The sequence below is a fragment of the Armatimonadota bacterium genome (genome assembly GCA_031459855.1).
GTDB classification, from domain to species: Bacteria; Sysuimicrobiota; Sysuimicrobiia; order Sysuimicrobiales; family Humicultoraceae; genus Fervidifonticultor; species Fervidifonticultor primus.
Genome location: JAVKHP010000001.1, coordinates 1,905,276 through 1,930,459, shown reverse-complemented (window position 1 = coordinate 1,930,459; position 25,184 = coordinate 1,905,276). Strand labels below are relative to the sequence as shown.

General features: G+C 72.9%; 25 protein-coding genes. 7 read left to right on the top strand and 18 right to left on the bottom strand.

Annotated elements, in window-relative coordinates:
- Nucleotides 1-117 precede the first annotated feature (117 nt).
- A complete protein-coding gene (locus QN157_08775; protein MDR7555687.1) occupies nt 118-603 on the bottom strand; it encodes an inorganic diphosphatase in 486 nt (161 codons plus the stop codon).
- A complete protein-coding gene (locus QN157_08770) occupies nt 604-957 on the bottom strand; it encodes an arsenate reductase ArsC (protein MDR7555686.1) in 354 nt (117 codons plus the stop codon).
- A 274-nt stretch (nt 958-1,231) separates the two neighbouring features.
- Between QN157_08770 and QN157_08765 the strand changes: the two genes are divergently transcribed.
- The 4 genes from QN157_08765 (at nt 1,232) to QN157_08750 (ending at nt 5,101) form a co-directional block, all read left to right on the top strand.
- Nucleotides 1,232-1,993, top strand: coding sequence for a type III pantothenate kinase (locus QN157_08765; protein ID MDR7555685.1), 762 nt, complete (start codon nt 1,232-1,234; stop codon nt 1,991-1,993).
- 37 nt (nt 1,994-2,030) lie between these two features.
- Nucleotides 2,031-3,362, top strand: coding sequence for a bifunctional phosphopantothenoylcysteine decarboxylase/phosphopantothenate--cysteine ligase CoaBC (gene coaBC / locus QN157_08760; protein MDR7555684.1), 1,332 nt, complete (start codon nt 2,031-2,033; stop codon nt 3,360-3,362).
- Nucleotides 3,363-3,415: 53 nt separating this feature from the next.
- On the top strand, nt 3,416-4,033 hold the full coding sequence (locus QN157_08755) for a DUF47 family protein (protein MDR7555683.1): 618 nt from the start codon (nt 3,416-3,418) through the stop codon (nt 4,031-4,033).
- 72 nt (nt 4,034-4,105) lie between these two features.
- Complete coding sequence (locus QN157_08750) at nt 4,106-5,101, top strand: inorganic phosphate transporter (protein ID MDR7555682.1); 996 nt, start codon at nt 4,106-4,108, stop codon at nt 5,099-5,101.
- A gap of 127 nt (nt 5,102-5,228) precedes the next feature.
- Here the strand turns inward: QN157_08750 and QN157_08745 are convergent, their stop codons facing one another.
- Nucleotides 5,229-6,308 (bottom strand): DEAD/DEAH box helicase, encoded by a 1,080-nt coding sequence (locus QN157_08745; GenBank protein ID MDR7555681.1) that lies wholly within the window; start codon nt 6,306-6,308, stop codon nt 5,229-5,231.
- A 427-nt stretch (nt 6,309-6,735) separates the two neighbouring features.
- On the opposite strand from QN157_08745, the gene QN157_08740 reads away from it, so the two are divergent.
- Nucleotides 6,736-7,398 (top strand): AbrB/MazE/SpoVT family DNA-binding domain-containing protein, encoded by a 663-nt coding sequence (locus tag QN157_08740; GenBank protein ID MDR7555680.1) that lies wholly within the window; start codon nt 6,736-6,738, stop codon nt 7,396-7,398.
- Entirely contained in the window at nt 7,395-7,838 is a 444-nt protein-coding gene (locus QN157_08735) for a hypothetical protein (GenBank protein MDR7555679.1), read from the top strand. The genes QN157_08740 and QN157_08735 overlap by 4 nt, the downstream gene beginning before the upstream one ends.
- Before the next feature lie 166 nt (nt 7,839-8,004).
- Here QN157_08735 and QN157_08730 read toward each other — a convergent pair whose 3' ends face one another.
- From QN157_08730 to upp, 3 genes are read right to left on the bottom strand one after another with little or no spacing between them, the layout of a single operon-like run.
- On the bottom strand, nt 8,005-8,520 hold the full coding sequence (locus QN157_08730; protein MDR7555678.1) for a cytidine/deoxycytidylate deaminase family protein: 516 nt from the start codon (nt 8,518-8,520) through the stop codon (nt 8,005-8,007).
- A gap of 29 nt (nt 8,521-8,549) precedes the next feature.
- Nucleotides 8,550-10,313, bottom strand: coding sequence for a glycerol-3-phosphate acyltransferase (locus QN157_08725; GenBank protein MDR7555677.1), 1,764 nt, complete (start codon nt 10,311-10,313; stop codon nt 8,550-8,552).
- 42 nt (nt 10,314-10,355) lie between these two features.
- A complete protein-coding gene (gene upp, locus QN157_08720; GenBank protein ID MDR7555676.1) occupies nt 10,356-10,985 on the bottom strand; it encodes a uracil phosphoribosyltransferase in 630 nt (209 codons plus the stop codon).
- Between the two features lie 102 nt (nt 10,986-11,087).
- On the opposite strand from upp, the gene glyA reads away from it, so the two are divergent.
- Nucleotides 11,088-12,416, top strand: coding sequence for a serine hydroxymethyltransferase (gene glyA / locus QN157_08715; protein ID MDR7555675.1), 1,329 nt, complete (start codon nt 11,088-11,090; stop codon nt 12,414-12,416).
- Between the two features lie 75 nt (nt 12,417-12,491).
- Here the strand turns inward: glyA and rpiB are convergent, their stop codons facing one another.
- The 12 genes from rpiB to murQ all read right to left on the bottom strand — a co-directional run bounded on the left by rpiB (nt 12,492) and on the right by murQ (nt 25,170).
- A complete protein-coding gene (gene rpiB / locus QN157_08710) occupies nt 12,492-12,947 on the bottom strand; it encodes a ribose 5-phosphate isomerase B (GenBank protein MDR7555674.1) in 456 nt (151 codons plus the stop codon).
- A 15-nt stretch (nt 12,948-12,962) separates the two neighbouring features.
- Nucleotides 12,963-13,418, bottom strand: coding sequence for a Sua5/YciO/YrdC/YwlC family protein (locus QN157_08705; protein ID MDR7555673.1), 456 nt, complete (start codon nt 13,416-13,418; stop codon nt 12,963-12,965).
- An 8-nt stretch (nt 13,419-13,426) separates the two neighbouring features.
- Nucleotides 13,427-14,314: a peptide chain release factor N(5)-glutamine methyltransferase gene (gene prmC, locus QN157_08700; GenBank protein MDR7555672.1), complete on the bottom strand. Its 888-nt coding sequence runs from the start codon at nt 14,312-14,314 to the stop codon at nt 13,427-13,429.
- Between the two features lie 17 nt (nt 14,315-14,331).
- The gene (gene prfA / locus QN157_08695) at nt 14,332-15,399 is read right to left on the bottom strand and encodes a peptide chain release factor 1 (protein MDR7555671.1); all 1,068 of its coding nucleotides are present in this window, start codon (nt 15,397-15,399) and stop codon (nt 14,332-14,334) included.
- Between the two features lie 103 nt (nt 15,400-15,502).
- The gene (gene rpmE, locus QN157_08690) at nt 15,503-15,706 is read right to left on the bottom strand and encodes a 50S ribosomal protein L31 (protein MDR7555670.1); all 204 of its coding nucleotides are present in this window, start codon (nt 15,704-15,706) and stop codon (nt 15,503-15,505) included.
- 327 nt (nt 15,707-16,033) lie between these two features.
- Entirely contained in the window at nt 16,034-16,933 is a 900-nt protein-coding gene (locus QN157_08685) for a M23 family metallopeptidase (GenBank protein ID MDR7555669.1), read from the bottom strand.
- Nucleotides 16,934-17,419: 486 nt separating this feature from the next.
- Nucleotides 17,420-18,682 carry a transcription termination factor Rho gene (rho, locus tag QN157_08680; GenBank protein MDR7555668.1) on the bottom strand — a complete coding sequence of 421 codons (1,263 nt, stop codon included), beginning with the start codon at nt 18,680-18,682 and terminating at the stop codon, nt 17,420-17,422.
- Between the two features lie 124 nt (nt 18,683-18,806).
- A complete protein-coding gene (gene fsa / locus QN157_08675) occupies nt 18,807-19,478 on the bottom strand; it encodes a fructose-6-phosphate aldolase (GenBank protein MDR7555667.1) in 672 nt (223 codons plus the stop codon).
- 5 nt (nt 19,479-19,483) lie between these two features.
- Nucleotides 19,484-20,974 (bottom strand): S-layer homology domain-containing protein, encoded by a 1,491-nt coding sequence (locus tag QN157_08670; GenBank protein ID MDR7555666.1) that lies wholly within the window; start codon nt 20,972-20,974, stop codon nt 19,484-19,486.
- Between the two features lie 313 nt (nt 20,975-21,287).
- Nucleotides 21,288-22,979: an arginine--tRNA ligase gene (gene argS, locus QN157_08665; GenBank protein MDR7555665.1), complete on the bottom strand. Its 1,692-nt coding sequence runs from the start codon at nt 22,977-22,979 to the stop codon at nt 21,288-21,290.
- Nucleotides 22,954-24,207 (bottom strand): anhydro-N-acetylmuramic acid kinase, encoded by a 1,254-nt coding sequence (locus tag QN157_08660; protein MDR7555664.1) that lies wholly within the window; start codon nt 24,205-24,207, stop codon nt 22,954-22,956. Before QN157_08660 ends, argS begins: the two co-directional genes overlap by 26 nt.
- Nucleotides 24,208-24,216: 9 nt before the next feature.
- Nucleotides 24,217-25,170 carry an N-acetylmuramic acid 6-phosphate etherase gene (gene murQ / locus QN157_08655; protein MDR7555663.1) on the bottom strand — a complete coding sequence of 318 codons (954 nt, stop codon included), beginning with the start codon at nt 25,168-25,170 and terminating at the stop codon, nt 24,217-24,219.
- Nucleotides 25,171-25,184: the final 14 nt, after the last annotated feature.

Genomic DNA, 25,184 nt, shown 5'->3' with positions numbered 1-25,184 from the left:
GCCGCGCCGCCCGGCGTTGTGGTGGCCCCGCCTGGCGTTGCGCTTTCGCCGCTCGGCGCCGTGGCCAGCACGCCGGGACGTCCTCTGCGGCGGTCTTCAGCCCCGCCTGTCGCACCCCTATCGCCCGAACCGCGCCCGCCCCTCCTCCACCAGCCGCCACGCCGCGGCCGCCGGCTCCCACCCGTAGATCTCCACGGCCTTCTCTTCCAGGGTCTTGTAGACCGTGAAGAAGTGCTCGACCTCTTTCAGGAAGTGGGGCGGCACGCCGCCCAGGTCCTCCACGCCGGCAAAGCGTGGATCGCCGACGGGGACTGCCAGGATCTTCTGGTCTATGCCCTTCTCGTCGCGCATGTTGAGCACCCCGATGGGGCGCACTTCGACGAGGCAGCCCGGGAACGTCGGCTCGTAGGTGAAGATCAGGACGTCCAGGTGGTCGCCGTCCTCGGCCACGGTGTCCAGAATGAAGCCGTAGTCGGCGGGGTAGTGCAGCGGCGAGTACAGGACGCGGTCCAGGCGCAGGCGGCCCGTGGCGGGGTCCCACTCGTACTTGTTGCGGCTGCCGCGCGCGATCTCCACGCACGCCCACACCGTGGCTCCGGCCACTCAGGGTCCCTCCGTCGCCAGCCGGCTGGCCAGCGCGCGCACCCGGCTGGTGAGGTCGTCGCGCACCGCGCGGTAGCGGTCCAGCCCTCCGCCGGCGGGGTTGGGCAGCGGCCAGTGCTCGCTGGGGACCCCGGGCACCGTCGGACAGGCCTCCTCCGCGCACAGGCCCACGATCAGCGCCACCTCGGGCCCCAGGGCCGCCGCCAGCGCGGTGGGACGGTGCCCGCTGATGTCCAGGCCGACCTCGCGCATGGCCACGACCGCCTCGGGACGCACACGCTCGCCGGGCTCCGTGCCCGCGGAGCCCGCCTCCCAGCCCGCCGGGGCCACCGCGTTGAAGAGCGCGGCCGCCATCGGCGAGCGGGCGGTGTTGTGGTGTCAGACGAACAGCACGCGTGGCATGGCCTCAGGATACCACAGGCCGGCAGCCGTCTGCCGCCCTGCGCCCCCGCAGAGGTGACAGGGGCACCTGGAGCGCCTAGCATCGAGTGGAAGGGGGTCGACCCGTGGTTGCCGCGGCGCCCGCCAACGCGGAGCCGGAGTGCCGCGTGGTCGACAGCCGACCCGTGGCCGTCGCCGGGGCGCCCAGGTCCCGGCCGTGAGGGGCGGATCGACGCGGAGGCGGACGATGCTGCTGGCGGTGGACATCGGCAACACCAACGTCAAGCTGGGCGCGTTCCAGGGCCCGGACCTGCTGGCCACCTGGCGCATCGCAACCGACCCGCGACGGACACCCGACGAGTACGCGGCCCTGGTGGTGGCGCTGCTGGCCATGCGCGGGATCGCCCCGACGCAGGTCGAGCGTGTGGCGCTGTGCAGCGTCGTGCCCCCGCTGACCGCGGTGTTCCGCGAGGTCGCCCGCGACGTGTTCGGCACGAGCCCGCTGGTCGTGGGCGAGAACCTCGAGACGGGCCTCCGGGTGCTCTACGAGCCGCCCGCCGACGTCGGGGCCGACCGGCTGGTGGCCTCGGCCGCGGCCTACCGGCGCCTGGGCGGCCCGGTGATCGTCGTGGAGTTCGGGACGGCCACGGTGTTCGACGCCGTCTCTGCCGCCGGCGAGTACCTCGGCGGGGCCATCCACCCCGGCCTCCAGCTCGCCGCCGAGGCGCTGTTCACGGGTACCTCCCAGCTGCGGCGCATCGAGCTGCGCCGTCCCGCAGCAGCTATCGGCCGCACGACGATCGGCGCGATCCAGTCAGGGGTGGTGCTGGGGCACGTGGGGATGGTCGAGGGGATGATCGCGCGCTTCCGCCGCGAGATGGGCGAGGGCGCCCCTGCGGTCGCGACGGGCGGGCTGGCGCGCCTGATCGCCGCGGAGACGGCGGTGTTCGCGTCCGTGGACGAGGATCTGATCCTGCACGGTCTGCGGCTGCTCTCCGGGACTGGATGAGAGGCTTGTGCGGTGCACGGCGTAGGGAGGTGATGGCATGCCCACGGTGCTCCACGGCGCGCGCGTGGTCCTGGGGGTCACGGGCAGCATTGCGGCCTTCAAGGCCGCGGACCTGGCCAGCAAGCTCGTGCAGCACGGGGCGGTGGTGGACGTGGTGCTCACCCCGGAGGCCGCCCGGTTCGTCACGCCGCTGACCTTCCAGGCCCTCACCCACCGCCCGGTCACCACGGACCTCTTCGACCCCCGGGCCGAGATCGCCATGGACCACGTGGCCCTCGCGGCGCGGGCCGACGTCATCGTCGTCTGCCCGGCCACGGCGCACACGCTGGCCCGGCTGGCGCTCGGCCTGGCCGACGACGCGCTGGCGGCCACGGTGCTGGCCTCGCGCGCGCCGCTCGTGCTGGTGCCGGCCATGGACGCGCAGATGTTCGAGCACCCCGCGGTGCAGGAGCACGTGGCGCGCCTGCGCGCGCGGGGCGCCCGCATCGTCGGCCCGACGGAGGGCCGGCTGGCCTCCGGGCTGGTGGGCCGTGGCCGCATGGTCGACGTGGCCGAGGTGGTGGGCCACGTGCGCGCGGCCCTGGGCGCGGCCACCGGCGATCTGCGGGGCGTGACGATCGTGGTGACGGCAGGCGGCACCCGGGAGCCGCTGGATCCCGTGCGCGTGCTGACCAACCGGTCGTCGGGCAAGATGGGCTACGCGGTGGCCGAAGCGGCCAGGGACCGCGGCGCGCGCACGATCCTGATCACCGCGCCGACAGCGCTGCCCGACCCCCCGGGTGTGGAGGTGCAGCGGGTGGAGACCGCCCTGGAGATGCGGGAGGCCGTGCTGGCAGCGTGCCGGGAGGCGGACGCCCTGGTGATGGCCGCTGCGGTGGCCGACTACCGTCCCGCGGCGCCGGCGCCGCACAAGGTGAAGAAGGGCGCGCCGACCTGGACCGTCGACCTGGTCCAGACCCCCGACATCCTCACCGAGGTCGGCGCAGCCGCGCCAGCGCTGGTCAGGGTCGGCTTCGCGGCCGAGACCACCGACGTGGTGGCCGCCGCCCGCGCCAAGCTCCTCCGCAAGGGCCTCGACCTGATCGCCGCCAACGACGTCGCGGAGCGCGGCAGCGGGTTCGGCGCCGACACCAATCGCCTGGTGCTCGTTGGCCGCGATGGCACCGTCGAAGAGCTGCCCACGCTGCCCAAGTTCGAGGCGGCCTGGCTCCTGCTGGACCGCGTGCGGGCCATGCTGGGGCGCGGCCGCTCCGGCCAGGAGCAGGGACCCGGCCGTGAGCGGGCGCCCCGCCCTGAGCAGGGACCGGACCACGAGCAGCCACCGGACCACGAGCAGGGACCCGCCCGCGGTGGGGGAATGCCCTCGTAGCCGGCGCCTGGGGTTGGCGCTCGCCGGTCGACGAGACAGAGGAGGGTTCGGACATGGTACTGCGCCTGCTCCCGCGGGAGGAGATCTTCTTCGACCTCTTCAACCAGGCGGCAGACAACGTGTTGAAGGCCGCGCGCACGCTGCAGGAGTTGCTCGACGACTACCGGGACGTGGAAGCCCGGGCGACCGCGATCAAGGCCCTGGAGGACCGCGGCGACGAGCTCACCCATGCCATCATCGACCGGCTCAACCGGACCTTCGTGGTGCCCCTGGACCGCGAGGACATCTTCGCCCTGGCCAAGCAGCTGGACGACGTGCTGGACTGGATCGAGGCCTCGTCGGCCCGGATGGCCACCTACCGCATCGACCGCTCGACGCCCGAGGCGCGTGAGCTGGGCCACATCATCGCCAGCGCCTGTCAGGCGATCGTCGAGGCGATCCGCGACCTGCGCAGGCTGGAGCGGGTGACCGCCACGCTGCGCGAGATCAACCGGCTGGAGAACCTGGCCGACCACGTCCAGCGGGAGGCCATCGCCAAGCTGTTCGCCAGCGGCGGCGACCCCATCGAGATCATCAAGTGGAAAGAACTGTACGAGACGCTGGAGGAAGCCACCGATCAGGCCGAGCACGTGGCGCACGTGCTCGAGGGCATGCAGGCCAAGCACCTGTAGGATGCGCCGTCGCCTCGGGCCATTGCCCCACGGCGTGGTCGATCCGCCCGACCGCCCCAGCGCCATCCGCTGATGCCGGTCGTCCTCCCTCTGGGGCTGCTTCCCGTCCTGGCGCTGGTCCTGGCCGCCGAGTTCGTGAACGGCTGGACCGACGCGCCCAACGCCATCGCCACCGTGGTGTCCACACGGGTGCTGACGCCGTCGGCGGCCATCGTCCTCGCCACCGTCCTCAACGTGCTCGGCGTGATGTCGGGCACGGCCGTGGCCGCCACCATCGGCACGGGCATCGTGCGGGCGCAGGTGATCGATCCGGTCACCATCGCAGCCGCCATGGTCGCCATCGTCGTCTGGAGCACGCTGGCGTGGCTGCACGGGCTCCCTACCAGCGAGAGCCACGCGCTGGTCGCCTCGCTGGCAGGCGCCGGCCTGGCCACGGCCGGGCCACAGGCGCTGTTGTGGGAGGGCTGGCGGAAAGTCCTGATCGGTCTGGGCTTCTCCACCGTGTTGGGGTTCGCTGGTGGCTTCCTGCTGATGCTGGCCATCGGGTGGCTGTGCCATCGCACGCCCCTGGGGACGGTGCGCCGGCTGTTCGGGAGGTTGCAGGTGCTGTCGGCGGCGTTCATGGCCTTCAGCCACGGCAGCAACGACGGGCAGAAGTTCATGGGCGTCTTCACCCTGACCCTGGTGCTCGGCGGGGTGTTGCCGGAGTTCCACATCCCCCTGTGGGTGATCGTCCTCTGTGCCCTGACCATGGGGGTGGGCACGGCCTTAGGCGGCTGGCGGATCGTGCACACGATGGGCATGCGCTTGACGAAGCTGGAGCCCTACCAGGGGTTTGCCGCCGAGACCGCCGCGGCCACCGCCATCGAAGTGGCCAGCCGGTTGGGCATTCCGTTGAGCACCACGCACACCATCAACACCGCCATCATGGGCGTCGGGGCGATCCGGCGTCTGTCGGCCGTGCGCTGGGGGGTGGGGCTGGAGATCGTCACGGCCTGGATCCTCACGTTCCCCGTGTGCGCGCTGGTGGCCGCCGCGATCACGTGGGTGCTGCGGGCGCTGCTCTGAGCGCCGGGTAGGCGCATGCCCGTGGGCCCCCCGCGGCCCCGCGAGGGCGGCGCGGCAGCCCGCGCCGCTGTCAGGGTGACCCGTGTATCACCGCTGCACGGCGCCGCCGGGCGCCTGGCGGCGGAACCTAGCGGTACAACGGCAGCGGATGAGGCCGCAGCAGGCCGGGCAACCGCCGCTGCAGCAGGTCGAACGCCGCGACGTCGTACTGTCCCACGAACGTGATCGCCTCGCCGCGGCGCCCGGCGCGGGCGGTGCGGCCGATACGGTGCACGTACGTCTCGACGTCCTCGGGGAGATCGAAGTTGACGACGTGGGAGATCTCGGGGAGGTCGAGGCCGCGGGCCGCCACGTTGGTGGCGATCAGCACCCGGACCTGGCCGCGGGCGAAGGCCTGCAGCGCGCGCAGGCGCGCGCCCTGGGTCATGTCGCCGTGGAGCACCTCGACGCGCTGCCCGCGGTCGCGCAGTGCCCGGGCTAGGCGCTCCACGCCGCGCCGGGTGCGGCGGAACACCAGGGCCGACGGAACCTCGCCGCTCGTGAGGAGCAGCCGCAGCGCGCGGACTTTGTCCTGCTCCGCCACCTCCAGATAGTACTGGGTGACGGTGTCCACGGTCGGCTGGGGCGCCTCCACCCGGACCCACACCGGGTCGCGCATGTGCCGCACCGCGATCTCCGTCACGGTGGGCGGCAGCGTGGCCGAGAAGAGCGCCGTCTGCCGGGCGGCGGGGGTGTGCCGGATGATCCGCTCCACGTCGGGCAGGAAGCCCATGTCCAGCATGCGGTCGGCCTCGTCCAGGACCAGGAAGCCGACGTCGGCGAGGCAGACGGTGCGCCGGGCAAGATGGTCGAGCAGGCGACCCGGCGTGGCCACCACCGCGTGTGCGCCACCGCGCAACGCCTCGATCTGCCGGGCGATGGGCTGGCCGCCGTACAGGGCGACGATGCGCCTCTGCGGCCCGCCGAGCGCGCGGAGGACGTCGGTGGTCTGCAGCGCGAGCTCCCGCGTCGGCGCCAGGACGAGCGCCCGCAGCGTACGCTGGCCGCGCATGAGGTGTTCCACGAGCGGGATGCCGAAGGCGCCCGTCTTGCCCGAGCCGGTCTGCGCCTGGCCGGCGACGTCGTGGCCCGCGCGCAGGTGCGGAATCACCCGGGCCTGAATCGGGGTGGGTTCGGTCCACCCCAGGTGAGCGAGCGTCCGGAGCATCTCCGGACGGGATACGAGTCCGCCGAACGCGGCCTCGCGTGTCGCGGTAGAAATGGTCGTGCCTCCTGTTGCTGGCCCGGGGACACCGGGCCGGGATTGAGCCGGCAGCTGCGCGTGCCCTCCGGTTCTTCCCGGCCCTGGTGGGAGGTTCGACCGCGGACACACGAAACGGGCGGTGCCGCCATGCGCACCGCCCGCTCCAAAGACGCAACGATGACGACTAAACATAGTGTAGCAGGGCACGGCCGTAAAAGCAACCCAAATTTTGGAGCATACCATAGCACCTGCGGCACGCCTGTGGCCCACCCCGGGCACCCAGCAGGGGCAGGAAGATGGGTGGCACAGTCCCTAGGAAATTTCCGGCATTGTACGTACCGTACGTACACCCCCTGTACGCTACTACGTTTCGGCCGATGACAAGGGTGGTATGGAACGCACGGTTCGCCAGCTCATGCGAATCGGCCACAGCACCGCTGTCACGCTCCCCCCGCAGCACCTGGCACTTTTGGGGCTGGACCGCGGGGCGCTGGTGGAGATTCGTGAAACACCTGGTGGCCTGCTCGTCCGACCGGTCGGCCTCTGGGCCCTGCCGGCGATCACCAGCGCCGCCCGTGGTGGCGCACGTAGCGCCGCAGCACTTGCCAGGGAAGCCCGCACGTCGCTGGCGGCACTGTACGGTCCGCGGCTGCGATCGATTCACCACGAGCATGTCAGCGGGCGGGCTGTGCGGCTATGGATCGTGCTTGACCGGGTGGACGACTACGCCGCCGAGCTGGAGCGCACGGGTGAACTGGTGACGACGTGGTCCGTCATGTACGGCCTGACGGTGGGCCGCGTCTTCGTGCCGCTCCGGGAGTGGCACCGCTGGAAGCGGTGGTTCGAGCGCCCCCAGACGAGGGGTTCGCAGGGCCAGGTCCCCGAGGCCCTCGGCACGTCCGACACGCTCGAGACGCCTGAGCCTCCTGAGGCGCCCGGCGTCCGTGACACCCTGGGCACTCTCGACACCTGCGGTTCCCTCAAGGGGAGCGCCGCGCCAGCGCGCACCGGAGCGCCAGCAAACGACCACCACACGACCGGTGACTGCCCGTGAAGCGCGACGCCCGGCGCCTCCTGGAGCGGGCCTGGCGCGCGTTCCTGGGGGCGCGCATGGTGGCTCGCCCGGGCAACGCAGACCTGGTTGCGGTGCTGGCCTTCCTGGCCATGGAGACGGCGGCCAGAGCGCTGCTGGTCCAGCACCAGATCTCCTGGAGCTCCTCCGACGACGTCCGCGAGCAGTTTGCGCGCTGGCTGGCCAGCGGCAGCGCGGGCCGGCGCACCGGTGGCGACGCACGTCGGCAACGGTGGCTCCAATGGCTCCTCGACGCACACGACGCGTGCATCCAGGCCGAGCTGGCCATCGATTCCCGCCTGTCGGATGCGGCAGCGCGCACGCTGATCGACCGGGCCCGCACGATGGTGCAGGAGATCCGCGACGAGCTCCTGTGGGCCACCACAGAACGGTACAGGCTTCCGGCGCATGACGGGCGCTGATGCTCTGCCGCTGCGACGCGACCCCTGCGATGCGGCCGTTGCGACCCGACCGCTGCAGCGCGGCCGCAACGATGCACGTCTGTACGAGCGGTCCTATGAACGCCGCTCCACGGCAGGTGCGTCCGGCACGCCAATCGCATCCGACGTGTCGGGCGCATCTGGCGCATCAGGGCCATCGGGCGCGTTCAGAGGCATCGGGCGCATCAGGGCCATCGGGCGCGGGATCGCCCGCCCTGGGCACCTCCACCCGCTCCAGCGCCACCCCCGCCGCCTCCAGCAGCGCCCGCGCCAGCGGATCGGGGTAGTCACCGGCGAACACCACGCGGCGGATCCCCGCGTTGAGCAGCATCTTGGCGCACGTCAGGCACGGCTGGTGCGTCACGTAGATGTCGGCGCCGTTGATGCTCACGCCATGGTAGGCCGCCTGGATCACACAGTTCATCTCGGCGTGGATGCACAGGCACGTGTCGTGCCCGGTGCCCGAGGGGACGGCGCTGGCACAGCGGGCGCAACCGCCCTCGCCGCAGTTGGGAACTCCCCGCGGCGTATCGTTGTACCCGGTGGACAACACCATGCGATCCTTGACGATGACGGCCCCAACCCGCCGGCGGCGGCACGTCGAGCGGCTCGACGCGAGATGAGCGATCCGCATGAAGTACTCGTCCCAGGACGGGCGGGTCATGACGTGGGGCCTGTTCCTCCAGGGGGTGCTCACGCGCGCCCGGCCGTGGCCTGGCGCAGGTCCGCGGTCTCCGGCACCGGCGGGCCAGCCAGCACCTCGAACCCCAGCGCCGCACCGCGAGCGACGAAGTACTCGATGTCCTCGCTGCGTGTGCGATCCCCCAGGCTCACGCGGTCGTAGGCCCCCTCGAGCCCGATGATCACCGTCTCGGCGAGGCACGCCGGCACGTTGCCCGGACCGTAGCCGAAGTCGAGCTGCCCCCGGGGCGCGCCGGGCAGGCGCACGACCCCGCCGGCCACGAGCTCCACCCCGTCCACGCGGGCCACGGCGGGGTGGACGTCGGGGGGGCGCCCGAGGTCCACGAGCAGCGCGCCGGGCTTCACGTGCTCGGGGTAGACGACAGGCGCCGGCTCGGAGGTCGCCGAGAAGATCACGTCGGCCTCGCGCAGCACGGCGTAGTCGGTGGTCGCGACGATCGCCAGCCGCGGGTGCCGCCGCGCCAACAGGTCGCGCGACCGCTCCAGTCGCTCCTGGTGCCGGCCCAGCATGATCAGGCGTCGCACGTGGCCGGCCACGGCGCGGCAGATGCCGAAGCCGACCACGCCGTTGGCGCCGACCACGGCCGCGGTCACCTCGGCGGGGTCCACGCCACGCCGGCGCAGCCGCTCCAGCACGAACGGCACCACCATCTTCACCGTCCCGGCCGTGTAGGCTCCCCCGTTGGTGATCGCGATGGGCGCGCGGGCCTGCACGTCGGCGCCCTTGTTGCCGACCACCGACCAGTAGGCGCCCAGCCCCAGCACCGTGGCGCCGAGGTTGGCCGCGAGCTGCGCTGCCTCCACCGCGCGCCGCACGGCCAGCCGGGGGTCCGCCTGGATCTGGTCGGGGAACAGCGGGACGCCGATGAGATAGACACGCACCCGCCGGCCGTCGGCGGTGACGATCGGGTGCACGTCGTCGACCTTCATCGGCCGCGCGTACCGCGCGAGCCGCCGCAGCACCCGGGCGGTCACCACGCCGCGCCGGTAGAGCGGCTCGAGCCACCGGAAGCGCCGTGCCTGCCAGAAGTCCTCGACCGTCATCGGGTGGATCAGGAAGGCACACACCGCGTCCTCGCCCGGACGGCCCGGGAGCGGCAGCCGCTCGTCCACCCGCGGCTCGGTCCCGTCGGCGATCCGCGCCAGGTGCTCCTTGTAGTTCCACAGGATCACGAGCGCGTAGAGTGTGGCGCCCACAGCGTAGGGCGCCGGCGCCCCGGTGAGCGTCAGGACCACCGGCGCGGCCACGGCCGCCAGCACCGTCGCCAGCGAGAGGAACCCCCACCGGCCCCGCACGAGCCGTGGCAGGAGGAGTGTGGCCGCTGCCACCACCGCCGGCACGACGACTGCCGCCCAGCTCACCTCGCCGACGGCGGCCAGCGCGCCGGCGGCTCCCGCTGCGACCACCACGCCCTTGACCCGCACTCCTGCGACGGGCGCCAGGAGGACCTGCGGCGACCACGCGTGGCTGACCAGCAGGACCGCGGTGGCGAGCACGAGTCCCCATCCCTCGACCCCCAGGCGCGCGGCCACGCCCACGGCCAGGGCGCCCTTGGCGAGATCCAGACCCACGGCCAGGGCGACCGTGCGCCATCCCGCGGCCGCCACCACCGCCGCGAGGCCCAGGTTGTGCGGCGAGTAGCGCCGCACGTCCTCGGTCCGCAACCACCGGGCCGCCAGGTACCCGGTGGGCACGGCGCCCAGGACGGCGGCGACCACAAGCGCCAGCAGCGTCGCGCCGATCCCGGACGCCATCACGCGCGCCCCCTCATGCCGTGCCGTCTCGCACCGTGCCCCTTACTTCGTCCCGAACAGGCGGTCGCCGGCGTCGCCCAGGCCGGGCACGATGTACCCGTGCTCGTTGAGGTGGCTGTCCACTGCGGCCGTGTAGATGGCGACGTCCGGGTGCGCGCCGTGCACCCGCGCGATGCCTTCGGGCGCGGCGATGATGGCCATGACGGTCATGCTGCGGCAGCCGGCGCGCTTGAGGGTGTCGATGGCGGTCACGGTCGACCCGCCGGTCGCCAGCATGGGATCGAGGATCATCGCCTGCCGCTCGGCGATGTCGGAGGGCAGCTTCACGAAGTAGCTCACCGGCTGCAGGGTGTCGTGCTCGCGGTAGATGCCGATGTGCCCCACCCGGGCCGTGGGGATCAGCCGCATGATGCCGGCCTCCATGACGAGCCCCGCCCGCAGGATCGGCACCACGGCGATCTCCCGGCCCGCGATCGACCACCCCGTGGTCTTCGCCAGCGGCGTCTCCACCTCGACCTCGCGGACCGGATGCGACCGCGTGGCCTCGTAGGCCATGAGCATGGCCAGCTCCTCGGTGAGCTCGCGGAACTCCTTGTGCCCGGTGCGGCGATCGCGCAGGATGGTCAGCTTGTGGCGGATGAGCGGGTGGTCGAAGACGTGCAGGTCGCGCACGGTCCTCCTCCTCTCGTCGAGCGGCCGGCCCGGCAGGCGGGCCGCTACGGCTCACCGAACATTCACGATAACATACCCGCACGGCCTCCCGGGAGGGCCGCCATGGTGGTCGCCGTCCAGGACCCCGAGCTCCACGCCCTGCTGGAGCGCGAGCGCCAGCGCCAGCGCGACGGCATCGAGCTCATCCCGTCGGAGAACTACGCGTCGCCCGCGGTGCTGGAGGCGATGGGCTCGATCCTCACCAACAAGTACTCGGAAGGCTACCCCGGACGGCGCTACTACGGCGGCAACGAGGTCGTCGACGAGATCGAGCGGCTGGCGCAGCGCCGGGCCCAGCAGCTCTTCGGCGTGCCCCACGTCAACGTCCAGCCCTACTCCGGCAGCCCGGCCAACCTGGCGGTCTACCTGGCCACCTGCCAGCCGGGCGACGTCATCATGGGCCAGAACCTGCCCGACGGCGGCCACCTGACCCACGGCTGGAAGGTGAGCGCCACGGGGATCTTCTACCGCAGCGTGCCCTACCACGTGCGGCCCGACGGCTACATCGACCTGGACGAGGTGCGCCGGCTGGCGCGGGAGCACCGGCCGCGGCTGATCTGGTGCGGGGCCACGGCCTACGTGCGGGAGTTCCCCTTCGCCGCCCTGGCCGACGTGGCCGACGAGGTGGACGCCTACTTCGCCGCCGACATCGCCCACGTCGCCGGCCTGGTCGCCGGCGGGGTGCATCCGAGCCCGGTGCCCCACGCCCACATCGTGACGACCACCACCCACAAGACCCTGCGGGGCCCGCGCGGCGCCATGATCATGGTGACCGAGCGCGGCCTGGCCCGGGACCCGGAGCTGGCCGAGAAGATCGACCGGGCGGTCTTCCCCGGCCTGCAGGGCGGGCCCCACGACCACATCACCGCGGCGATCGCCGTGGCGCTTGGGGAAGCGCTGCGGCCCGAGTTCCGGGCCTACGCCGCGCAGGTCGTGGCCAACGCCAAGGCGCTGGCCGCTGCCCTGCTCGAGCGGGGGTTCCGGCTGGTGACCGGCGGCACCGACAACCACATGCTGCTGGTCGACCTCACGCCGGGCGGGATCGGGCGCGGCGTCTTCCTGCAGGAGGCGCTGGACGCCGTAGGGATCACCGTCAACAAGAACACCATCCCCGGCGAGCCGTCGTCGCCCTTCTACCCCTCAGGCATCCGCCTGGGCACGCCGGCGGCCACGACCCGCGGGATGCGGGAGCCGGAGATGGTCCGGCTGGCGGAGTGGATCGCGCGGGTCCACACGCTCATCGAGGGGGCGCAGCTGCCGGCCGACCCCAAGGCGCGGGCCGGGGCGGTGCGGGAGTTCCGGGCCATGGTCGCCGCCCATCCGGCGCTGCGAGCGATCCGCGAGGACGTGCGCGCGTTCTGCCGCCAGTTCCCCGTGCCGGGTCTGGGCTGAGACCTCGGCGGGTACAGCGGCGTGCCGCGGAGGGAGCGCCGCGGCGCGCCCCGCGCGAGGCCCACCGGCCCTGCGTCAGCGGGTGCAGCCGCGGGTCCGCTCGTAGCGGTGGATCTTCTCCAGCCGCGGGACGTGACGGCCGCCCTCGAAGGGCGTCGTCAGGAACGTCCGCACGATCTCCTTGGCCACCTCGGAGCCGACGATGCGCGCGCCCAGCGCGATCATGTTGGCGTCGTTGTGGTACCGTGCCAGGCGCGCCGTGGTCACGTCGTGCACGACGGCGCAGCGGATGCCCGGCACCTTGTTGGCCGCCATGGCCTCGCCGTTGCCCGTGCCGCCGAAGATGATGCCGCGGTCGGCCTCGCCCCGGGCCACGGCCTCGGCCACGGGAATGCAGAAGTCCGGGTAGTCGACCGGCTCGGCGCTGTGCGTGCCGAGGTCGCGCACCTCGTGTCCCAGCTCCAGCAGCAGGCGCGCGATCTCGGCCTTGAGGAGGACCCCTGCGTGGTCGCCGCCGATTGCGATGCGCATGGCTGCCTCCTGTCGTCAGGCCGCCGCCGGCAACGCCAGGATCCGCCCGGCATCCAGCACGAGGTCCACGCCATCGCCCACCACGAAAACCACCTGCTGCGCCGTGGGCGCCGGTCGCCGGCCCGCGGGCGCGGTGGCGGCGACGAGCGGGCCGCCGACCTCGCGCAGCAGGGCCCGGGCCACCGGGTGCGCCGGGGTGCGCGTACCCTCCTCCCCGGAGACCGCGTAGCGCACCAGCTGGTCGGGGGTGGCACCAGTCACCTGGCAGAGCCGCTCCACTGCGGCCGCATCGGCCGCGAGGCACCCGACGTAGTAGCCGTCGTCTGCGGGGAACACGATCACGCCACCTGCGCGCAGCACCTCCACGGCGCGGCGTGGCGCCGCCTCCTCGTCGGGATCGACGCGCAGGATCGGTACGTGGCGCGGCTGGCGGGTCACTGCCGGCTGGAACGTCAGCTGGTAGTAGCTCATCGGCGCACTCACCCCAACGCTGGTCCCGCAGCATCCGATGCCGTGCGCTGCAGGCGGGCGCTGACGACCCGCTCCCACCCCCCCAGGTCGCGGTGCGTCGCGATCTCCTCGTAGCGGGCCTCGCGCCGGAAGAGTTCGACCACCGCCGGGGCCTGGCCTGCTGCCACCTCCACGGCCAGCAGCCCGCCCGGGGCCAGCACGCGCGGGGCCTCGGCCACCAGCCGGCGGTGCAGGCCGATCCCTTCGGGCGCGACCACGGCCTCCCGCGGCTCGAAGTCGCGGATCTCCCGGGGCAGCGCCGCGGCAGTCAAGGGGTCGACGTACGGCGGATTGCACACCAGCGCGTCCAGCCGCGCGCCGGCCGCAACGAGCGGCGCCACCAGGTCGCCGCACAGCACGCGCACGCGTCCGTCCACGCCGTGGCGCCGGGCGTTGGCGCGCGCGACCTCCAGGGCCGGCGGGGAGATGTCGGTGGCGAACACCAGCGCGTCGGGACGGGTCACGGCCAGGCTCACGGCCACAGCGCCGCTGCCGGTACCGACGTCGGCGATCACGGGCCTGGGCTGCCCGGCCAGGGCCGCCAGCGTTACCTCCACCAGCAGCTCGGTCTCCGGCCTCGGGATCAGCACGCGCTCGTCCACCAGGAACTCCAACCCCATGAACTCGCGGCGCCCCACGATGTAGGCGACCGGGCGGCCGCGGGCCCGCTCGGCGAGCAGCGCCTCGTAGCGCGCCCAGGCGTCGGGATCCAGGGGGCGGTGCCAGGAGAGGTACAGCTCGGTGCGTGACCAGCGCAGGGCGTGGCGCAGCAACACCTCGGCGGTGATGGCCGCCTCGGGCACCCCCAGCGCGGTCAGGTGCTCACGCCCCGCCTGCCAGGCCTCGCCCACCGTCACGCCCCGGCCTGCACCCCTCAGTCGACGGCGGCCAGCTGCGCGGCCTGGTCGGCGGCGGCCAGCGCGTCGATGATCTCGTCCAGGTCGCCGTCGAGCACGCGGTCCAGCTGGTGCACGCTGAGGCCGATGCGGTGGTCGGTCACGCGGTTTTGCGGGAAGTTGTAGGTGCGGATCTTCTCGCTGCGCTCGGCCGTGCCCACCTGCTGACGGCGCTGGCGCGCGATCGCCTCCTGCTGCTCGCGCTGCCGGCGCTCCAGCAGGTGCGCGCGCAGGATGCGCAGGGCCTTCTCGCGGTTCTGGAACTGCGAGCGTTCGTCCTGGCAGGCGACCACGATGCCCGTGGGCAGGTGCCGGACGCGCACGGCGGTCTCGACCTTGTTGACGTTCTGCCCGCCGGCGCCACCCGCGCGGTACGTCTCGATCTCCAGCTCGTCGGGCTTGAGCACCACGTCGACCTCTTCGGCCTCGGGCAGCACCGCCACCGTGGCCGTCGAGGTGTGGATGCGCCCTGCGGACTCGGTGACCGGCACCCGCTGCACGCGGTGCACGCCGCTCTCGTACTTCAGCCGGCTGTAGGCCCCCTGACCCGAGATGCTGAACACGATCTCCTTGAAGCCGCCGATGCCCGTGGGGTGGGCCTCCAGCACCTCCGTCTTCCACCGCCGGCGCTCCGCGTACCGGGTGTACATGCGGAACAGGTCGCCGGCGAACAGCGCGGCTTCCTCCCCGCCCGCGCCCGCGCGGATCTCGACGATGATGTTGCGGTCGGCATAGGGGTCGCGGGGCAGCAGCTGTTCCCGCAGCTGCGCCTCCAGCGCCTCGAGCCGCTCGCGCAGCCGCTGGACTTCGGCCCGCGCCAGCGCCCGCAGCTCGGGGTCGGCGTCGTCGCGGGCCATCGCCTCGGCCTCGGCGACCTGACGTTCCAGGTCCAGGTAGGCGCGGAAGCGGGCGACGGGCTCGGCCAGCTCGGCGTGCTCCCGCACCGCCTGCTGGTAGCGTGGCTGGTCGGCGAGCAGCAATGGATCCGCCAGGGCGGCCTCCAGCGCCTGATGGCGCGCCGCCATCGCCTCCAGTCGCTCGCGCATCCTGGCATCCACGGCTGTCACCGCCCCGATTATAGCACCGGGCGTCGCCGCGTCCGGACAGCGGCGGCAGGGCTCGGGAATACCAGGCGCGCGCGCCGGGCGATCAGACCTTCAGGCCGTACTTGCGGGCAAACTTCTGGACGCGGCCTTCGGTGTCGACGAGCCGCCGCTGCCCCGTGTAGTAGGGATGGCACTTCGAGCAGATGTCGACGCGGATCTGCTTGCGGGTCGAGCCGGTGACGAACGTCTCGCCGCACGCGCAGACGACCTGGGCCTGGTAGTACTCGGGGTGGATCCCTTGCTTCATGGTAAGGTCTCCTCGTCGTCCGACCGGACAGGTGCAACGCTGGGAGTATACCAGATCCCGCCGCCCGACGCCCAGCGTGCTGCCACGTGCTCGACCCGTGGCCGTCCTCGGCAGCTGCGGGCCGCCCGCTGCGGACGCTCCCAACGAGCCGGCCGCGGATCGCCCGCAGGCGGGTCATGCCTCGACCGGCAGGCGTGCGCCGACTCCGCTACGTGACGCGTACCTGGGACGGCCTGCAGTCGCCCCGGTGCGGCCGCAACACGTAACGTCGGTTACGCGGGCGACTGCTGGCCGAGCCCCGCCTCCCGGGCGACTGTCCCGGCCCGCCTACTGGAGGTAGCGCACCGGGTTCACGGGCTGGCCGCCCACGTGCACTTCGAAGTGGAGGTGGGGACCGGTGCAGGCGCCGGTGCACCCCACGCGGGCGATGACCTGCCCCCGCGCCACCCGCTGACCCGTCCGCACCAGCAGGGCGCTGGCGTGGGCGTACACCGTGGTGACCCCGTTGGGATGCCGCAGATAGACCACGCGCCCGTAGCCGCCCTTCCAGCCGGCAAACTCCACCACGCCGTCGCTGGCCGCGTAGATCGGCGTGCCGGCGGGCGCAGCCAGGTCGATGCCGTTGTGGTGGTAGCGGTACCGGCGCCAGCCAAAGCGCGAGGTGATGACCCCCCGGGCCGGCCAGAGCAGCCGTAGCCCAATGCGTACCGCGGGCACGTCTGCCACGCGCGAGGCGGACCCGCCCCGCGCACCCTGGGGCGGCCGACCGCTGATCGTCAGCCGCTGTCCCGGCTGCAGGCGGTCAGGGTCGTCCAGCCCGTTCAGGTTCAGGAGGGTTTCCACAGTGGTCCCGTAGCGGAAGGCGATGTTCCAGAGCGTGTCACCGGGCTGGACCACGTAGGTGAAGCCCTGTCCCCGCGCCGCAGGAGATCGCGCGCCCCCCCGGGCGCGCGCCGGCGCAGCGGTCGCCCCGGCACCGCCGGGGACGACCAGCGTCTGCCCCACCTGGAGCACGGCATCCACCCGCAGGCCGTTGGCAGCGGCCAGCGCCTCAACCGTCACGCCATACCGTCTGGCAACCGTCCACAGGCTCTCGCCGCTGCGCAGCCGATGCGCGCGCACGGGGACGTCGCCGCGCGCGGCCACGGTGCGCACAGGCCGGCGGACCGGTGCTGCGCCGGGCGCAGCCCCGCCCGCGGGCACGCCCCCCGCGGCCGCTGTCCTCATCGGGGCAGTCGGCTGCGCGGCCTGTGCGCGCAGGCGGCGGACCGCGTCTACGCCCGGTGCCGCGCGCAGGACCTGTACGAGCGCGCGCTCGGCCTGGGGCACTCCCCCACGGTCCGCGCCCGGAGTCGAGCGCGTCCTGGCCGTGGGTGTCTCGCGCGATGCCGATGCGCCCGGCCCGATGGCCGGCGCCACCAGGAGCAGTATGGAAGCTGCCACGAACGGTGCCAGTGCGTGTCGCACCACCGCTCCCCTACGCCGAGAAGTGCCGGTCCGGCGCCGGCCGAAACGTGCCTGAGTTGCTGTGCTGCCTACGTGGCGCGCGCGGGCTGCGCGCCTGTCCGCACGTTACTCCGGAAGTGCGCGATCGCGATTACGTCGGCGCATCGTCAGTGGCTGCAGGCGACGCGGACGTATTCGCCGCAGCGGCCAGATCTCCTGCTGGGGACCGGAGCAGCCCTACTCCTCCCCCAGGGGGAGGGGATATGGTCAATTGGTGTTCTCCTCACTGCTCTTGACGATCGACCGCAGGAACGCCGCGTTGTTGGGCGTCTTGCGCAGGCGGTCGAGGATCAGCTCGGTCATCGCCACGGTGTCGAGCTGCTCGAGGCTCTTGCGCAGCACCCACACCTTCCGCAGCTCCTCCTCGGTCAGGAGCAACTCCTCTCGCCGGGTGCCCGACATCTTGATGTCGATGGCCGGGAAGGTGCGCCGCTCCTGCAGCTTGCGGTTCAGGTGGAGCTCCATGTTCCCCGTGCCCTTGAACTCCTCGTAGATCACGTCGTCCATGCGGCTGCCCGTGTCGACCAGCGCCGTGGCGATGATGGTGAGCGAGCCACCCTCCTCGATCTTGCGGGCGGCGCCGAAGAAGCGCTTGGGCCGGTGCAGGGCCGCAGGGTCCAGTCCGCCCGACAGGGTGCGTCCCGACGGCGGGATGACCAGGTTGTTGGCTCGCGAGAACCGGGTCAGGCTGTCGAGCAGGATCACGACGTCGCGGCCGCCCTCCACCAGGCGCTTGGCCCGGTCCAGCACCAGGTCGGCCACCTGGATGTGCTCCTCGGGCGCCTTGTCGAACGTCGAGGCGATCACCTCGGCCTCGACCGAGCGCCGCATGTCGGTGACCTCCTCGGGCCGCTCGTCGAGCAGCAGCACGATCAGGTAGATCTCGGGGTGGTTCTGGACGATGGCCTGCCCGATCTTCTTGAGGAGCGTGGTCTTGCCGGCCTTCGGGGGCGAGACGATCATGCCGCGCTGCCCCTTCCCGATGGGCGCGAAGAGGTCGACCACGCGCACCGTCAGGTCGCCATCGGGGGTCTCCAGCCGGATGCGCTCGTGGGGGAAGACCGGGGTCAGCTGCTCGAAGGACGGACGCGTGCGGGCCTGCTCGGGGTCGAGGCCGTTGACCGCCTCCACCCGCAGCAGCGCGTAGTACTTCTCGTTGTCCTTGGGCGGCCGGACCTGCCCCAGCACCTCGTCGCCCACCCGGAGCCCGAAGCGCTTGATCTGCGACGGCGAGACGTAGATGTCCTCGCTGCCCGGCAGGTAGCCGCTCGTGCGCAGGAACCCGTACCCTTCGGGCATGATCTCCAGGATGCCGGCCCGAATCTCCAGGCCCTGGGCGGCGGTCTGTGCCTGCAGCACGCGCATGATCAGCTCCTGCTTCCGGAAACGCCGGTAGTTGGGGATGTTCAGTTCCTTGGCCAGGTCCTGGAGTTCCGCCAGGGTCTTGGCCTCAAGCTCTGCAATGGCCACGGGGATGTCACGCTCCCGTCGTTTGTTCTATACCCGACGACCGGGGCGGGTATTCCACGTTTCCCTCCCCGGCCGGCGGCCACATCTGCCGGCACGGCCCCGACACCGGCCCCCTCCCCGCCCGTCAGACTGGGGTGCGGCGGGCCTCCAGCTCCGCGCGCAGGCGGCGGGCGTCCGCCAGGAACCGCTCCAGCCCCGCGTCGGTCAGGGCGTGCCGGAACAGCTGCTCCATGACCTTGAAGGGCATGGTGGCCACATCGGCACCCGCGCGGGCGGCCTCCACCACGTGCATGGGATGGCGCAGGCTGGCAGCCAGCACCTTGGTCTCGAACCGGTACGTGCGGAAGATCGCCACGGCGTCGCGCACGACCTGCATGCCGTCGTGCCCGATGTCGTCCAGGCGGCCCACGAAGGGGCTCACGTAGGTGGCGCCGGCCTTGGCCGCCAGCAGCGCCTGGTTCACGGAGAAGACCAGCGTCACGTTGACCGGGATGCCGCGGGCGCGCAGCGCACGCAGCGCCACCAGGCCGGCCGGCGTGACCGGCACCTTGACGACCACGTTGGGCGCCCACGTGGCGAACTCCTCGCCCTCGCGGATCATCCCCTCGGCGTCGGCGACCGTGGTCTCGACGCTCACGGGCCCGCTCACAATCCGACAGATCTCCTCGATCTGCGCCCGATGCTCGCGCCCCTCCCGGGCCACCAGGGTCGGGTTGGTGGTCACGCCGTCGAGGATGCCCCACCCGGCGGCGGTGCGGATCTCGTCCAGGTTGGCCGTGTCGAGGAAGAAGAGCATCGCCCTCACCGTCCCGTGGCCTCGATGTACATCACCTCGCCGGCGTCGGTCGGCTTGAGCATCTTCACCTGGTCGCCAGGCCGCAACTGGAGCAGCACCACGGGCTGGTCGTTGCGGTAGATGGCGCTCAGTACCGCCACGCGGTGCGAGCGGATCTGCTTGTTGGCGTCCTCGACCACCACGATGGGCGGCGGGCCGCCGCGGATCTCGCGCAGGGTGGCGGTGGTGTAGTCGTAGCGCCCCAGCGCCTCCATGAGGGCGTTCAGGGCCAGCACGGCATCGCCGCGGGTCGCGGGACGCCCGGGCCGGAACGCGCCGTCGCTGGCCGGGGCCAGCAGCCGGCGCTCCAGGGCCACCACGACGCTGCCACGGTGTTCGGCCGGCACGTCGCCCGCGTCGGGTACACGCAAGGGATCGCTGGCCCGCCGCACCGCCTCGCCTGCCAGGCCCATGGCCCGCACCACGTAGGTGGCGAGCTCGGCGCGGGTGACGGGCTGGCGCGGGCGGAAGGTGTCGTCGGGGAACGCCGTGATCACCCCGCGCTGGAAGCCGATGACCAGCTGCGTTGGGTTCTCCTTGGTGGTGTGCACCGCCACCAGCTCGTAGCGCCCGGGCCGCACCGGCTGGTCGTTCTGGTCGAGCTGGCGCCAGCGGGTGACCTCCACGTACCGGGCCCCGGCCGCCAGCGGCCACGGCCGGTCGACGGGCTGGAAGGGCCGGTTGAGGGACCAGCGGGCGATCTCGTTGCCCTCGACGTCCCGCACGATGAAGTCGTGGAACTGCGACGTGGCGTACTCGAACCACACGTCCTGCACGAAGAAGACCCGCAGGCCGGCTTTGGGCTCGACCTTCCCGGGTTCCACCACCTCGAGCACCGCACCGTCGCCCCGCACCTCGACCACGCGCACGCGGCCCACCACCTCGCGCGCGGTCCCCTGCGGGGTCCGCGTCTCGACGTACAGCTGGCCCTCGTAGCCCGCCCGCAGGCCCTCGCTCAGCCGGACGCGCAGGCGGCCGCGGTCGAGCGCGGTGATCACGGTCTCGCGGCCGGGACCGTCGTTGGCGATGGTGAAGGTCATCTCGACCGGTTCATCGGGCGCGTAGGAGACCTTGTTCACGGTGAACGTGTAGGTGACGCTGCCCTTGCGCAGCTCCACGCGCCGGGCCGACACCGTCCCCAGGCTGACGGCCGCGGCCACCGCCTGCCGATCGGCGGGCGGAATCTGGTCGAGGTCGCGGAAGTCGGGTACCCGTACCCCGCTGGCGGGCAGGCCGATCGTCCGGGCCAACAGTACCGCCACGTCCAGCCGCGTCAGCGGCTCGTCGGGCGCCAGCCGACCGTCGGGCAGGCGCGTCACGATGCCCTTGGCGGCCAGCCGCTCTGCTGCCCGGCGGGCCGGGTGGTCGCGCATGTCGGTGAAGATCTGGGCGCCGGCCGGCGCGGCCAGCAGCGCCAGCACTGCCAGCGCCGCGAGCACCCGCGTTGTCGTGGTCATGGGAACGCACGCCTCCTCGATCTGCGCTGGCAGCCTGTGGCTCGGTTATGCGCTGGCCTCGCAGTCACTATGGGTCTCACATCGCCTGGGACACGGCCCGGACACGCAGGGCCGGGAGGATCGCCAGCGGGCGGGATGCGCCAGCCGTGTCGTACGTACTCGTACACGCTATTTGTAACATGGACGTGAACCCCGGCGCAACCCCGCAGCCCTCCCTGCGGTTGGGGCTGGCACGTCCCTCGGCCTTCCATGCGGCCGGGGACTGGCATGCCGCGGCCCTTCATCCGGTGGTGGCCTGGGGCGCCCCCTGGCCCTACATCCGGTCGGGGGCCGTCACGCCCAGTAACCCCAGCACCCGCCGCAGCACCGTGCGTGTGGCCTCCACCAGAGCCAGGCGGGCTGCGGTCAGTTCCGCGTGCTCGCCGAGCACGCGGCAGTGGGTGTAGAACAGGTGGAACGCCTCGGCCACCTCGCGGGCGTACGCGCACAGCCGGTGCGGTTCCCGCCGCAGGCCCGCGACGCGCACCACCTCGGGGAACTCGGCGAGGGTATGGATCAGGGCGGCCTCGCGCTCGTGCTCCAGGGGGGCCAGCGCGGCGTGCGGGTTGGCCAGCGCGGCCGGCTGCCGGGCCTGGGCGGCCGCCTCACGGAGGATGCCGGCGATCCGCGCGTGGGCGTACTGCACGTAGTAGACCGGGTTGTCCTGCGAGTGGCGCACGGCCAGCGCCACGTCGAAGTCCATGGGTACCGTGTACGACGTCATGGCGTAGAAGTAGCGGGCCGCATCGGCGCCCACGGCGTCGATCAGGTCGCGCAGCGTGACGAACTCGCCGCTGCGCTTGGACATGCGCAGCACCTCGCCCTCGTTCTTCAGCCGGACGTGCTGGTGGATGAGCACCTCCAGCCGCTCGGGGGGCACGCCCAGCGCCTGCAACCCGCCCCGCACCCGCGCCACGTCGCCGATGTGGTCGATCCCCCACACGTCGATGAGCAGGTCGAAGCCCCGGGCGAGCTTGTCCAGGTGGTAGGCCAGGTCCGTGGCGAAGTACGTCCAGCCCCCGTCGGGCCGCCACAGCACGCGGTCCTTCTCGTCGCCGAAACTGGTGGCGCGGAACCACACCTTGTCGTCGGCCTCGTACACCCACCCGCCCGCGCGCAGCCGTTCGAGCACGCGGTCGACGGCGCCCGACGCGACCAGGGTCCGCTCGCTGAACCACACGTCCACGCGCACCCCAAACCGCGCCAGGACGTCGCGGATCTCGGCCACGATCGCCTCCACCGCCACCTGCCGGAAGTGCTCCAGGCGCTCGGACTCGGGCCGCTCCAGCCAGACCGGCCCGTCGGCCTCGGCGATCTGCCGGGCGAGGTCGACCACGTACGCGCCCCGGTAGCCGTCCTCGGGGAACGGTCTGGCGCGGCCAAACTGCGCGAAGTAGTGCGCCTCGACCGAACGCGCCAGGTTGACGACCTGCTGACCCGCGTCGTTGATGTAGTACTCGCGCGTGACCTCGAAGCCCAGCGCCGTCAACAGGTTGGCCACGACGTCGCCCACCACCGCGTTGCGGCCCGTGCCGACGTGCAGCGGCCCCGTGGGGTTGGCGCTGACGAACTCGACGTTCACGCGCACCCGCGACCCGTCGGGACGCACCCCGAGGGGCTGCGCGCCGTACGCCTCGCCGTCTGCCAGGATGGCGGCCACGAGCTGGCGCCGCCATGGCCAGGCCAGGGTGAGGTTGATGAAGCCCGGCCCGGCCACCTCCGCCTTCGCGATCCGCTCCGGCGGTGGGGCCCAGGCCGTCAGCAGGCGCTCGGCCACCTCGCGGGGCGGCCGGCCGGTGTGCCTGGCCAGGACCAGCGCGGCATTGGTCGCGTAGTCGCCGTGGCGGCGGTCGCGCGGCACCTCCACCTCGAGCTCGGGAAGCGGCTCGACGGCCGGCAGCGCGCCCGTGGCCGCAGCGCGGGCCACGGCCTCGCGCAGTTCACGTCTCAACGCGTCGCGAAACATCGGTTGCCTCTGCCCACGATACTACCCCGGGCCGGCCTGCTGCCGGTCCTGGCACGAACTTGCCCAGCACGCGCGGGCCGGCGGCGCCGGTCGCGGCGGGCACGTTCGTCGGTCGCCCCGCCACCGCCTCGGCAGCGAGCAGGGCGAAGGCCATCGCTTCTTTGAGCTTGGCGTCGACCCCGAACTCGTCGCAGGTCCGCACCGGCACGCCCAGGCCGGCCGCGATGCGCTGCCGCAGGAACGCATTGTACGCGCCGCCACCGCAGAGCACCACCTCGTCCAGGCCCGCCCGCGGGACCAGGAAGTCGCGGTAGGCACGCACGATGCTGTCGGCGGTGAAGGCCGAGACCGTGGCCACGACGTCGGCGGGCTCCAGGCCCCGCCGCCGGGCCTCGGCGAGCAGGCGCGCCGCAAACGGCCGGCCGTAGACCTCGCGCCCCGTCGACTTCGGCGGCGGCTGGCGCAGGTACGGATCGTCGAGCAGGGCCGCCAGCCACGCCTCGTCGACGCGGCCCGCGGCGGCCATGGCGCCGTCACGGTCGAACGTCTGCGCACCACCGGTGAGCACGCGCACGACCTCGTCGATGACCATGTTGCCCGGGCCGGTGTCGAACGCTAGCACCCCGCGCACTCCTCCGGCCGTCGGATCGGCGCCGGCGGGCAGGTAGGTGACGTTGCCGATGCCGCCGATGTTCTGCACGGCCCGGGTCCGCGTGGGGTGGCGGAAGACGACCAGGTCGAAGTACGGGACGAGCGGCGCGCCGTGGCCGCCGGCGGCCACGTCCGCCACGCGGAAGTCGGCGACCACCGGGAGCCCGGTCCGCTCGGCGATCACGGCCGGCTCGCCGATCTGCAGCGTGGCGCCGTCTGGGGCGGGCACGTGCCAGACGGTCTGCCCGTGGGAGCCGATCAGGTCCACCTGGTCGGGGCGGCGCCCCGCGGCGGCGATCACGGCCAGCGCCGCCTCGGCGAACAGCTCGCCCAGCCGGAAGTTGAACCGGCAGAGCCGATCGACGGTGCCGGTGGCCGGCTCGAACAGGCGGAACAGCTCCTCGCGGTCGGCCGGAGGTAGCGGGTGCGTCAGGCCCGCCAGCAGCCGCAGCCGCGCCTCCAGGCCGCTGCCGTGGATCTCTACCAGGGCCGCATCGATCCCATCGGCAGAGGTCCCTGAGATCAGCCCGACCACCACCCGGGGGTCCTTCGCAGCCAGGTCGGCGATCGCGCGCATCCGGTGTCCTCAGCGCACCGTCGCGCGCCGCGCGGGGGCGATCGCCCGCCGCACGTGCCCGCCGGCCCGCGCCAGCCGCCGCTGCGCCTCGGCCCGGCTGCACTGCGCCAGCGCCATCACGATCGCCACCTTGGGCCGCCCGCCCGCCGCGCGCAGCAGCCGCGCGGCGGCGCGCGCGTCGCGCCCGGTGGCCTCGGCGACGATGCGCACGGCCCGCGCCCACAGCTTCCGGTTCGCCGGGACCAGGTCCACCATGAGGTTCGAGTAGACCTTGCCCAGGCGGACCATGGCCGCGGTGCTGAGCATGTTCAGGACGAGTTTCTGCGCGGTACCCGCCTTCATGCGCGTCGAGCCCGTGAGCACTTCGGGGCCGGTGCGCGGGGTAATGGCGATGTGCGCCGCGCGGGCGAGCGGGGAGCCGGGCACGCTGGTAACGCCCACCACCACGGCCCCCCGGCGGCGGGCCTCCGCCACCGCGCCCAGGACGAACGGCGTGGTGCCGCTGGCGGCGAGCCCCACCACCACGTCGCGACGGCCCACGCGGAGCCTCCGGATCGCCGCGGCACCACCGGCGCGGTCGTCCTCCGCGGGCGCCGCCGAACCGATGGTCGCCCGCGCCCCACCCGCGACCACCGCACGGATGCGGTCTGGCGCCACACCGAACGTCGGCGGCCACTCCAGCGCGTCGAGCAGGCCGATGCGGCCGCTGGTGCCCGCGCCCACATAGACCACCCGGCCCCCCGCAGCGAGCGCCCGCACCACCGCGCGCACCGCGCGCGCGATGCGCGGGATCTCTGCCCCGACCGCGACGGGCACGCGCCGATCCTCGCGGTTGATCAGCCGCAGGATCTCGGTCACGGTCAGGCGGTCGAGGTGCCGCGAGGCGGGCAGGCGTTGCTCGGTCGGCGGGCGATGGGCAGATGCCCCGGCTGCAGCGCGGCGCGCGCCCGGGTGGTGTCGCAAGCGTGAGCGGCCGT

Bases quoted from the DNA above. Each gene is read 5' to 3' on its own strand.
- QN157_08770 (MDR7555686.1), bottom strand. From the start codon at position 957: ATGGCGGCCGCGCTCTTCAACGCGGTGGCCCCGGCGGGCTGGGAGGCG.
- QN157_08765 (MDR7555685.1), top strand. From the start codon at position 1,232: ATGCTGCTGGCGGTGGACATCGGCAACACCAACGTCAAGCTGGGCGCG.
- coaBC (MDR7555684.1), top strand. From the start codon at position 2,031: ATGCCCACGGTGCTCCACGGCGCGCGCGTGGTCCTGGGGGTCACGGGC.
- QN157_08755 (MDR7555683.1), top strand. From the start codon at position 3,416: ATGGTACTGCGCCTGCTCCCGCGGGAGGAGATCTTCTTCGACCTCTTC.
- QN157_08750 (MDR7555682.1), top strand. From the start codon at position 4,106: ATGCCGGTCGTCCTCCCTCTGGGGCTGCTTCCCGTCCTGGCGCTGGTC.
- QN157_08745 (MDR7555681.1), bottom strand. From the start codon at position 6,308: ATGCTCCGGACGCTCGCTCACCTGGGGTGGACCGAACCCACCCCGATT.
- QN157_08740 (MDR7555680.1), top strand. From the start codon at position 6,736: ATGGAACGCACGGTTCGCCAGCTCATGCGAATCGGCCACAGCACCGCT.
- QN157_08730 (MDR7555678.1), bottom strand. From the start codon at position 8,520: ATGACCCGCCCGTCCTGGGACGAGTACTTCATGCGGATCGCTCATCTC.
- QN157_08725 (MDR7555677.1), bottom strand. From the start codon at position 10,313: ATGGCGTCCGGGATCGGCGCGACGCTGCTGGCGCTTGTGGTCGCCGCC.
- glyA (MDR7555675.1), top strand. From the start codon at position 11,088: ATGGTGGTCGCCGTCCAGGACCCCGAGCTCCACGCCCTGCTGGAGCGC.
- rpiB (MDR7555674.1), bottom strand. From the start codon at position 12,947: ATGCGCATCGCAATCGGCGGCGACCACGCAGGGGTCCTCCTCAAGGCC.
- QN157_08705 (MDR7555673.1), bottom strand. From the start codon at position 13,418: ATGAGCTACTACCAGCTGACGTTCCAGCCGGCAGTGACCCGCCAGCCG.
- prfA (MDR7555671.1), bottom strand. From the start codon at position 15,399: ATGCGCGAGCGACTGGAGGCGATGGCGGCGCGCCATCAGGCGCTGGAG.
- rpmE (MDR7555670.1), bottom strand. From the start codon at position 15,706: ATGAAGCAAGGGATCCACCCCGAGTACTACCAGGCCCAGGTCGTCTGC.
- QN157_08685 (MDR7555669.1), bottom strand. From the start codon at position 16,933: ATGAGGACAGCGGCCGCGGGGGGCGTGCCCGCGGGCGGGGCTGCGCCC.
- fsa (MDR7555667.1), bottom strand. From the start codon at position 19,478: ATGCTCTTCTTCCTCGACACGGCCAACCTGGACGAGATCCGCACCGCC.
- QN157_08670 (MDR7555666.1), bottom strand. From the start codon at position 20,974: ATGACCACGACAACGCGGGTGCTCGCGGCGCTGGCAGTGCTGGCGCTG.
- argS (MDR7555665.1), bottom strand. From the start codon at position 22,979: ATGTTTCGCGACGCGTTGAGACGTGAACTGCGCGAGGCCGTGGCCCGC.
- QN157_08660 (MDR7555664.1), bottom strand. From the start codon at position 24,207: ATGCGCGCGATCGCCGACCTGGCTGCGAAGGACCCCCGGGTGGTGGTC.